Origin of the sequence: Armatimonas sp. (assembly GCF_043760365.1) — a bacterium.
Classification (GTDB): domain Bacteria; phylum Armatimonadota; class Armatimonadia; order Armatimonadales; family Armatimonadaceae; genus Armatimonas.
In genome coordinates this window covers 1-8,972 of sequence record NZ_JAYUPA010000841.1, presented here as the reverse complement: position 1 = coordinate 8,972, position 8,972 = coordinate 1, and the positions used below count along the sequence as shown (strand labels likewise).

The 8,972-nt window shown below is 59.0% G+C and carries 10 protein-coding genes and 1 pseudogene; 4 read left to right on the top strand and 7 right to left on the bottom strand.

What is annotated here, in order from left to right:
* A pseudogene (locus tag ACH2EH_RS20810) lies at positions 1-694 on the bottom strand (hypothetical protein); the annotation flags it as partial.
* Positions 695-777: 83 nt separating this feature from the next.
* Between ACH2EH_RS20810 and ACH2EH_RS20805 the strand changes: the two are divergent.
* Positions 778-1,926, top strand: a complete 1,149-nt coding sequence (locus tag ACH2EH_RS20805) for a DUF2157 domain-containing protein (RefSeq protein ID WP_395144724.1) — start codon at positions 778-780, stop codon at positions 1,924-1,926.
* 4 nt (positions 1,927-1,930) lie between these two features.
* The gene (locus tag ACH2EH_RS20800; protein WP_395144722.1) at positions 1,931-2,464 is read left to right on the top strand and encodes a GDYXXLXY domain-containing protein; all 534 of its coding nucleotides are present in this window, start codon (positions 1,931-1,933) and stop codon (positions 2,462-2,464) included.
* Positions 2,465-2,480: 16 nt separating this feature from the next.
* On the opposite strand, the gene ACH2EH_RS20795 is transcribed toward ACH2EH_RS20800, so the two are convergent.
* The 6 genes from ACH2EH_RS20795 to ACH2EH_RS20770 all read right to left on the bottom strand — a co-directional run bounded on the left by ACH2EH_RS20795 (position 2,481) and on the right by ACH2EH_RS20770 (position 7,663).
* A complete protein-coding gene (locus ACH2EH_RS20795) occupies positions 2,481-3,434 on the bottom strand; it encodes a hypothetical protein (protein ID WP_395144721.1) in 954 nt (317 codons plus the stop codon).
* A gap of 73 nt (positions 3,435-3,507) precedes the next feature.
* Positions 3,508-4,107: a transposase gene (locus tag ACH2EH_RS20790; protein ID WP_395144719.1), complete on the bottom strand. Its 600-nt coding sequence runs from the start codon at positions 4,105-4,107 to the stop codon at positions 3,508-3,510.
* A 42-nt stretch (positions 4,108-4,149) separates the two neighbouring features.
* Positions 4,150-4,911 carry a transposase gene (locus ACH2EH_RS20785; protein ID WP_395144717.1) on the bottom strand — a complete coding sequence of 254 codons (762 nt, stop codon included), beginning with the start codon at positions 4,909-4,911 and terminating at the stop codon, positions 4,150-4,152.
* Between the two features lie 58 nt (positions 4,912-4,969).
* On the bottom strand, positions 4,970-5,293 hold the full coding sequence (locus ACH2EH_RS20780) for a GIY-YIG nuclease family protein (RefSeq protein WP_395144715.1): 324 nt from the start codon (positions 5,291-5,293) through the stop codon (positions 4,970-4,972).
* A 12-nt stretch (positions 5,294-5,305) separates the two neighbouring features.
* Entirely contained in the window at positions 5,306-6,886 is a 1,581-nt protein-coding gene (locus tag ACH2EH_RS20775) for an aldehyde dehydrogenase (NADP(+)) (protein ID WP_395144713.1), read from the bottom strand.
* 6 nt (positions 6,887-6,892) lie between these two features.
* Positions 6,893-7,663, bottom strand: a complete 771-nt coding sequence (locus ACH2EH_RS20770; protein ID WP_395144711.1) for a DUF5984 family protein — start codon at positions 7,661-7,663, stop codon at positions 6,893-6,895.
* A gap of 91 nt (positions 7,664-7,754) precedes the next feature.
* On the opposite strand from ACH2EH_RS20770, the gene ACH2EH_RS20765 reads away from it, so the two are divergent.
* Together ACH2EH_RS20765 and ACH2EH_RS20760 are read left to right on the top strand one after the other, a co-directional pair.
* The gene (locus ACH2EH_RS20765) at positions 7,755-8,306 is read left to right on the top strand and encodes an RNA polymerase sigma factor (protein WP_395144710.1); all 552 of its coding nucleotides are present in this window, start codon (positions 7,755-7,757) and stop codon (positions 8,304-8,306) included.
* Positions 8,293-8,972, top strand: a 680-nt coding sequence (locus ACH2EH_RS20760; RefSeq protein WP_395144708.1) for an anti-sigma factor family protein, incomplete at its 3' end; no start/stop codon positions are given. The genes ACH2EH_RS20765 and ACH2EH_RS20760, both read left to right, overlap by 14 nt.

Genomic DNA, 8,972 nt, shown 5'->3' with positions numbered 1-8,972 from the left:
GGTCCGGCGTCGTGAGTGTGAGTTTCTTGCCCAGTGCCGTCCAGCGCCGCCCGCGTAGCACGGCTTCATCGTGGGCGCTGAGAGCCGTCAGTGTCTTGTTTTTCCTGTGCGCAACAAAGGCCAGGGTGATATTGCCAAACTCACCGGGGCGCACCAGGAGCGACATTCCCTCAATGATCTTGAGCCCAACCAGAGCCTCGCCATCGTAGCAGGACACCGTCTCGCTGTCGTCGTCGGGGAGGCACTCCAGACTAATAGGCGCATCGCTAAAGTTAATCACGCTCCAGCGCTCTAGTAACGCGGGCTCGTCCTCGCAGGGAAAGAGGTGCCGCTGCACCGCGATCCCATCCAGTGGCATGTGCGTAATGGTCAGCCGCCCTTCCCAGTGCCGAATTTCACGGACAGGACCAGGGATCAGGGGGATGCCTTCGATACGGATGGGTGGGACGATCTCATTGCCCCACTCGCGCTTCAGATAGCCACGGACATCATCGCGCTTGAGCCGCAGGGTCGGCCAGATCACCTCACGACCGAGCACCAGGCGGCGTTTTTCATCCACACTGTAGCGAATAATCGCGCTGAGCCGTCGCCCACTCAGCTCTACATGATCCTCGTGAGGCAGCCCCTGCGTCCCACTCACTTCCCAAACAATCCCAGAATCCGCCAGCTTCCACCGCTCTCGCCCGTTTTGCATAGGGGCATTATACCCAGGCGGCGCTTGCCAAAACTCCGTCAAAAGTCCCACGCACGGGGAGCACAAGTCGGTTACAGTAAGACATGAAAGAATCCGAGTTCATCCGACGGCTCCGGCAGGAGGTCGGGCACTGGCACGATGAGGGCCTCGTGGATGCAAGCCTCGCCGAGCGCTTGCTGGCGCGCTACGACGGCCAGGACGGCCCGGCGCGGAGCAAGATCGCCGTGGCGCTCTCGTTTTTGGGGGCACTGCTGATCGGAATTGCCATGATTGTCTTTGTGGCATCGAACTGGGCAGTGATTCCCGGAGCGGCAAAGCTGGGCGGTCTCTTGGCAGCAATGGTGCTCTCCTACTGGGGCGGCTACCGGCTGCGCTATGTGGGCGAGAGCTACCCGGGAACGGGCAACGCGCTACTCTTTCTGGGCGTGCTGCTCTACGGCGCGAGCATCTTTCTCGTGGCGCAGGCGACTCATATCAATGCCGAGGCTCCCTCGCTGCTGGTGCTCTGGGCAGTCGGCGTGCTGCCACTGGGCTGGCTACTTGAGTCTCGTGCCATGCTGGCACTGGGCCTACTGCTTCTGACACTCGCGCTGGGCTGGGAGGTGGCGTTCTGGTGCGAAGGCTCGGGCGGGTTCTGCGCGGTCTTTCTGCTCTGGGGCGTGCTCCTGGTGGCACTGGGTCGCCTGGTTCCCCGCTTCGCCGGGCTCGCCGAGGGGCTTGGGGTGTTCGTTCTCCTGACTGTTCTCACCGTCTTAGCCGACTTTGGCTACGGTGCCGAATGGACGTATCTCGCGGCAGGTGGCCAGCTCCGCGTGGCGCTTCTGGGAGCCGTGACACTGGCAACCACCGTGGTGCTGCTCTTTCGGCGTGGACAAGAGCCGTTGGAGCGGGGTGAGGGGCTGGGACTGCTAGCGCTGACATTGCTGGCAGGAGGCTTGTTCTTTGGCGGCGGCCTCGACGAAGCACTCCTCCGAACTGCCTTCAATATAATCCTACTCCTCGTGACTGTCGGCGTCCTCTGGATCGGCTACGAGCGCCGGGAGCCGGGCTGGGTACAACTGGCTCTGGCGTTCTTTGCACTAGAGGTGCTGAGTCGTTACGTCGAGCTGCTCTGGGAGCGCCTACCGATGGAGGTTTTCTTCCTCAGCGCGGGGATCGTTCTTTTAGGGGGCGGGGTCGCGCTGGAGCGAGTACGGCGCACGCTGCTCAAAAAACTAGCGGAGAGGGAGTGAGAAGATGCTTCGTTTTCCAAGACGGTTCGTGCTGATTGTCGTGCTTCAGTTGGCGCTGGTGCTGGGACTATTTGGTGCAAAGCAGCTCACGCTAGGCACAGGGCAACATCTCCTCCTGCGAGTGGAACCTATTGATCCGGTGGATTTCTTCCGTGGCGAGTACGTGGTTCTGAGCTACAACCTCTCCGAGCTGCAGAGCGGGTGGATCGAGGGGCCACCGCTGGTGAAAGGCGAGACGGTCTATGTTGCTCTGGGTCGCAGTGGACGCTTCTACGAGCGCGAGGGCGTCTCCCGCATGCCCCCCAAAGATGCTTTTGCCTTTTTGAAAGGCACGGTTGTCAGCGCCGACAAGAACCACTGCCGCGTGGAGTACGGCATCGAGAGCTGGTTTGTCCCCCGTGGCAAAGGCCCTGAGCTAGAGCGCGAGGGCCGACGATCCGACCGTCAGCTTGTCGCCGAAGTGGTAGTGGACACGCAGGGGCGTGCCGTCTTAAAAGCCGTCACGGTCGAACCCAAGCGCCCACGGGGCGCCTGGTAGTGGAGAAACAGATAGGCTACTGGCGACTCTGCTGGATGAGCGGCGCTTCTTGTGGGATAAGGTAGCGCTCCAACTCATCGTGGGCGGAGGCGGCGTTTTGGGACTCTTTGGCGACACTTCGTGCGGATTCCGAGAGAGCCGCAAGAGCTGTGGCATCTAGTGTTCCCGATTGCTGAGCGGCGATCGCATCCCGAAGGGCGGCGATCTTGGAGAGAATCTCCTCGCGGAGGACGGCAGCGCGGCGGCCCACGAGCGCGGATTTTTCCTGGCTCTCGGCGCGTTGCTCAGCGGACTCAGCCTGACGCAGGAGCGAAGCTGCGATGACAGCGTCGGTTTCCGTAGCGGCGCTCTCGGTAAGCTCCCGTGCCTGCACTCGTAGCAGGCCCGTGTCCTGTGGCTCGATCACCACGGCAGGCAGGGCATCAATGGCCTCCCCCAGTGCAGAGAGCGCCTCGCGCACCTTGAGCGCTGTCGCCTCATTGGCCTCCACGAGCACCGCATCACGGGCCAACTGCAAGTAGGCTTTTGAGAGCTCGTCCTGGCAGCGGCTGATCATGTCCTCCACTTCTTTGGGAGAGAGTGCTTCGTGGGCCTTGCGAAAGACAAACTCAGCAACGGGACCATGGGCAAGAAACCACAGCGCGGTTGTGCCCGCGCCAAAGACAGAAAATCCCAGTGCCGCGTTGCGCAGGGACGCCCCCACGGCAACGCCGGTAAGTGCGACAAAGATACCCCCGAGGAGCATCGTTACCGACGCAACTCCCTTGGTGCCCATTGCCGACGCCGGCGCGGCCAGCGCGGCTTGCTCCTCAGTGAGCTCCATTCCCTGTGCCCAGTAGCTTCCTATCTTCCCCAACTGTGGCTTTGGGATCGGCTCGTCCACCTGCGGCTCCCCGAAGCCCTTGGCGGAGCGCCGCCGCACGAGCTCGACATGGTAGCGGCTGCTTAAGTTCTGCGGAAAGATATCCATGATGTATTATAATACCTTCGCCAAAATCGCGGGTCTTTTTAGGCGGCTCATGCCATGTCGCCCAGGATAAATCTCAAGTCGAAAGTTCCATTTTAGAGACCAGTGGCGGGTAAGAAGCAGCCTTGCCCACTGGATGGATCAATCCCAGACGGCAAACCTTGTCCAGCACAATCTCCATCTGCGACATCAGACGAGCACAAACAATGCCATCCGCAAAATCAGGGAAGCATTTCAAGGCAGAAGGCAGGCATTTCAGGGTTTCCGTCGCGTAGCGACGACCACGGTAGTAACTTTTAAGATCAATGACACCCGCCTCGGGAAACGACTCTTGCAAACCGTCCAAAAGATGACGACTCAGATTGCCAAGAAAGAAGGAAAGACCAACCGCGTTCTGTACAGAAGCCTGATTCACACAGACAAAATCAGACAGGCCAAAATGCTGCTTGGCATCACGAAACTCAAACTCAATCTGGAAACGCAGACTGTAGTAGTCAATCATTGTTAGAGCCGCCAACTCTAAATCGCTGCACAGCAGAATCACATGACCACGACGTTTGGTGACCCGATGCGTCTTGACAAGGATGACAATATTGAGCACATCCGCAAAATCTTTGTGCCGACATTGCATCTGGTAAACCTCGCACTCATAGTCGCCTTCCGGCTCACAGGACACACGAGAAGCGAGCGGTAGATTGTCGTAATCGAGCCTCTCTCCCTACTTGAGACGGGGACTTGCCTCTTTCTGAGCCTCCGTTGGCAGAAGATACAGTTTTGCATTGTGACGCATTTTAGAGAGCAGATGCAATCCCAACCGACGTGACATCGAGTAAGCGGGTTGATTTCCAAAATGTCCGTCTAAGACCAGGTAGTGCAACGGTATCTTCTTACCAATAAGCGCGAGGAGTTTCTGAATCCAGAGAAAAATACGCATAAGCTCTGGGTTCAAAGTAACTTGCTCTTTGTTTTTATTTTTACTGCCCTTTGGCCTGCCTGATTTTGCAATTTGATCTTGTGTTTTGCAATTCTTATTTTTTCTCTCTTCTTGAGTGCGAACGATTTGTTGAACAGATAGGGTGTAGGCTTGCCTCTTCTGGACGTTGACCAAAGCGAGGGCGAAGAAAGCGACTGCGGGCACAGGTTTCTGTGCAAGGGAAGAGAAAAAACGGTCTAATCCAAAAGTGCTTTTGCCTGCCTTTTTGAGAACGGTTTCATCGCCTACCAGAAGATAGGTATCTGTCGCAACATAGAGCACCAGTACGAAGAGGAGCCAGTGAATCTGTGTCCAATCAATGTTTGTCTGAAAGAAGCGGTGAACGCTGCGATAGCTTCCTCCTTTATCTGCCCATCGTGCGATACTTTTCTGAGTAATATTGGCGGGCATGACCAGTATGGCCATCACAATATGGTAGAGTTGTCGGCAGGTTGTCTTTGTCAGGATTGGCTGTAATTTCAGCAAAAGCGGTAGAATGTCGGGCATGGGTTTTTGGGGTTCTCCAGTCTGGTTTGATCACTTTGACTGTACTCCAAAAGCCCTGTTATCTTGTTGATATCGGCGTCGATCTAGTCGCCGTTTTTGGCGAAGGTATTGGTAAAAGCTTTAATATTGCTATGGCTTGTTCTGGTTCGATGCGGAAAAACTCTCGTTTTGGGTTGATACGGTTTGGTCCAAAGGCGGTATGAAGGGCTTTTTCAACTTCAGCGGCATTAGGTGTTTTGCAGGCAAATTCTAGATCGAAAGGAACGGGAACCCCGGTTGAGTAAAGCTGACCTAGCCGAGTAGCTACATCCTCTTGCGTTGTGTAACCAATCTTGACCAACCCTGGCATAGCAGGGTTGGTGAGAACATAGACAACTTCCATAATTTTTTTCGCTCACTTCACCCAGTCGCCGTCCACTAAGCGCCAGATGCCCAGTGGGTTGCCGTCTTGGAGCTCGGGGGGGAGACGGTGGTTTTTCACGTTGTCGTAGCTGCACAGCATCGAGAAGCGGGCGATGGCGTGGGGAATGCCGACGCTGGAGAAGTACGGATGGCCCGTGGCGGGGAAGGGGCCGCCATGGTTCATCGCGGGGCTAACGGCGACTCCCGTGGGCATCTTGTTGTTGAGAAGCCGCCCGACTTTCACACGTAGCGCCGGGGCGAGTCGGCTGTAAAACGCATCGTCGGAGCCTTCGTCTCTTGCGTAGACCGTGCCCGTGAGATTGCCCTCCAGTGCATTCGCGACAGCGATCATCTCGTCGCCATTTTCGCACAACACGAGCAGGCTTACCGGCCCGAATGCCTCGGTTTGGAGCGCCTCGGGGTGGGCGATAAACTGTGCGCCCGTCACCGTGAGAAGGGTGTTGGCATAGCGGAAGCCGGGATCATCGGCAATAATCTCCCCCCCACAGACGACGCTTGCTCCGGCGGTTTTGAGGGTCTCGACGGCCTCCGCCAGACCATCGCGCCCACCTTTGTTGAGTAGCACGCCCGGCTTGCCCGCGCTGAACTTCGCCGCTGTGGCAGCCACAAACGCGTCGCCAAGCGGACCTGCAGGCAGGACGACGAGGCCCGGATTGGTGCAGAACTGGCCGGTGCCCATCGTGCAGCTTGTGAAAAACTCTCCTGCAAGTGCTTCCAAATTCGCTTCAAGGTAGTCTAGCAGTACAAAGACGGGGTTGACGCTGGACATCTCCAGATACGCCGGTTTGCCGTAGCGGTCCGCCACTTCCTTGAGCTGCATTCCCGCCGAGCGACTGCCTGTGAAGCCCACGGCGGCGATGGCGGGGTTCTCAATCATGCCCAAACTGAGCTTGTGGTCCATGCGGTAGAGCACCTGAATTGCACTGGCGGGCAAGCCGATCTCCATGGCGGCTTGGTGGGCACACTCAGCCATCAGGCGGCTCGTGGTCGGGTGGCTGGTATGTACTTTCGCAATCACCGGGCAGCGCGCCGCAATCGCCGCCGCGAAATCGCCGCCGGAGATGGCGTTGAAGGCGAACGGGAAGTTATTGGGGCCAAAGACCAGCGCTGCGCCTCCGAGCGGCTCATGAATCGAGCGAATCCCCGCTTTCGTGTCAAGGACCGGGCGTGTCCAGCTTCGCGTAACGGCGGCTTGGGCGGCCTGCCGGAGCTGGCCCGTGGTGCGCGGAAGCTCGACGGAGTTTAAGCGCGGCTCGGCAGGAAAGCCCGTCTCCGCGTGGGCCGCAGCGACCAGCGCCTCACGATTCGCCTCTAAAAGATCGGCGTAGCGGTTCAGAAACGCGGCAATGGTCTCGGGGCTTGTGCCGCGTAGCAGCGGCGCGGCCTCGGCGGCGGCGGCGAGCGCAGCATCTACGTCCGCCTGGCTGGAGACAGGGTAGATATCCTCGGTGAGAGGCTGGCCGGTGGTCGGGTTGGTAGCGGTAAAAGTGCTGGTCGGGTTGGTGGCAGTGCGCCACTGCCCGGCGATCAGGACAGGGTGAAGGGTAGACATAGCACTCTATTGTACCGCCCCAAGTGCGTTCCTCACGTCTTCTAGAGCAAGGCGAATCGCAGCCCAGTCTTCTTCCCAGGGATGGGTGAGTGCGTTCATCAGCAGCCCTGCCTCTGCGGCATGCGACTTCTCCAGAGCTGAACGGCCTACTATTCGCACTGCCATCTGCGTGAGAAACGCCTCGTCAAAGGCCAAAAGTGCCTGTCGAAACGAACTTACATCCGCCACGACGCGTCCTGAAGGGGAGGCAGTGAAGAACTCTGGATTGTGGCTGTGATGCCAGTCCAAGATAACTTGCTCCCCCTGCCGCCAGAGGGTGATCTTCGGAGCGGCTGTGAAGTGGCCCGAATCGAGCTGTCGCCACCACCACCACTGTAGAGCCTCGTTGCGACGTTCCCAGCGGCTCAGGTCGTCCTCAGGCTCCTCCGCCCACGCGGCAGAGCGCTGCAAGAACATCTCCCAGCTCCCACGATCCCACAGTAAGGCCGCGATGTCATCGGGCACAGGAAGCAGAGCCTGACGAACACACTGGAGCAAATCCTGCCAGAAGCGTGCAACATAGTAGTCTGCATAGGGACGTGCTGGAGGAGGCGCTGATTCACAGATCTCCCCCTCCGCTTCGGTTTGCCAGGCTGCCAGGGTCGTGTCTGTCCAGCGGAAAAGCTCCTGCTCTCCGGCTTCAATCCAGTACCAACCATCGGTGAGAAAGTACCAGTACTCAAGTGCTTTCTCTGTGAGTTCTTCGGGTGGACGTAGCTGAAAACAAAATCGAATCATGTGTCTGACTTCTCTATCGGTTATTCTTCCCCAAAGCTAAAAGCAGGAACCATGAACTCTTTCAGACTTTTCTGGTACAAAAGGAGTGAAGATGAAATCGGAGGAGGCCCGCTGGATCGTGGGGCTACGTCGTGGCGACACGGCGGCGTTTGCCTGGCTCTTAGACACGTTCGGTGGACGGGTCCATGGCCTTGCACGTCGCTACGCCCGCTGCGATGCCGACGCCGACGATCTGACCCAGGAGATCTTTGTGGCGCTGCATGCCAGCTTGCCCAAGTTCCGTGGGGACGCAGCCCTCGCGACTTTTATCTACCGTGTTGCCATGAACCACTGCTTGAAACACCGTGCTCGCCAGAAACCGGAGGCCGTTTCCTACGACGATCTCCCGCTGGCCGCCGCCGATACTGATGCCCCGGAGCGCGCTGTTGCCCGCAAAGAACTGGCCGCGACCCTGGAGACCGCACTGGGGACGCTGACCGAAGAGCATCGCCAGATTGTCGTGCTCCACGAGCTGCACGGGCTGACCTACGCCGAGTGCGCCACGGCGATTGGTGTGCCCGTCGGCACCGTCAAGTCGCGGCTCTTCCATGCGTTTCGCAAGCTCCGTGGGCAACTGGAGGGCTACGTCCATGCCTCAGCCTAGATCATCGGTGCGGGAGTGTCGCAACTCCCTACAAGAGGAGCTGAAAGCCTACCTAGATGGAGAGCTGCCGCCCCTGCGTCGTGCCGCCGTGGAGCGCCACCTGGGCACATGCCTTGCGTGTCAAGCAGAGCTGAAGAGCCTGCGCCAGCTCTCGGTACAGCTCAGCGAAGCGCTTCCCACTGCCGCGCCTCTTCCCGATGCCCTGCGTGCCCGAATTCTCCGTAGTCTACCCGATGCGCCCACCCCACGCCCCGTTCTGTTCCCTTTCTGGCGGCGGCCCGGCCCCCTGGCGGCGTTTGGCGGAGCGCTGGCAGTGGGCTGCGCCTTCTGGCTCTGGGTGCGGGTGCCCGAGAGTGGGAAGCCTATGACAGCGACAGCTTCGAGTGCTACCCGTGCAACGATGACCGACGAAGCCAAGAGCGTTGCGGTTCCCCCCGCTTCCGTCGCGCTTAGGGCCAATGAGAATGAGGCACAGAAGGCTCCTGCGTTTGCTGCTGTACACGAGAGTGCTTCCTCGTTGAAGGCCTCACTGCCTGTCTCAGTGAGTCCGGGAGTCTTTAGGGAGCAGGCTAGCGGCGCGGGTAGAGTGCGCCTGAGTTCTCCCGCAGCACCCTCCCCAGTACTTTCCGACGGCGATCCTGAAGGCGCGGGGAAGAAGGATAAGGA

Coding starts and splice junctions, on each gene's coding strand:
- ACH2EH_RS20805 (WP_395144724.1), top strand. CDS start 778: ATGAAAGAATCCGAGTTCATCCGACGGCTCCGGCAGGAGGTCGGGCAC.
- ACH2EH_RS20800 (WP_395144722.1), top strand. CDS start 1,931: ATGCTTCGTTTTCCAAGACGGTTCGTGCTGATTGTCGTGCTTCAGTTG.
- ACH2EH_RS20795 (WP_395144721.1), bottom strand. CDS start 3,434: ATGGATATCTTTCCGCAGAACTTAAGCAGCCGCTACCATGTCGAGCTC.
- ACH2EH_RS20785 (WP_395144717.1), bottom strand. CDS start 4,911: ATGCCCGACATTCTACCGCTTTTGCTGAAATTACAGCCAATCCTGACA.
- ACH2EH_RS20780 (WP_395144715.1), bottom strand. CDS start 5,293: ATGGAAGTTGTCTATGTTCTCACCAACCCTGCTATGCCAGGGTTGGTC.
- ACH2EH_RS20775 (WP_395144713.1), bottom strand. CDS start 6,886: ATGTCTACCCTTCACCCTGTCCTGATCGCCGGGCAGTGGCGCACTGCC.
- ACH2EH_RS20770 (WP_395144711.1), bottom strand. CDS start 7,663: ATGATTCGATTTTGTTTTCAGCTACGTCCACCCGAAGAACTCACAGAG.
- ACH2EH_RS20765 (WP_395144710.1), top strand. CDS start 7,755: ATGAAATCGGAGGAGGCCCGCTGGATCGTGGGGCTACGTCGTGGCGAC.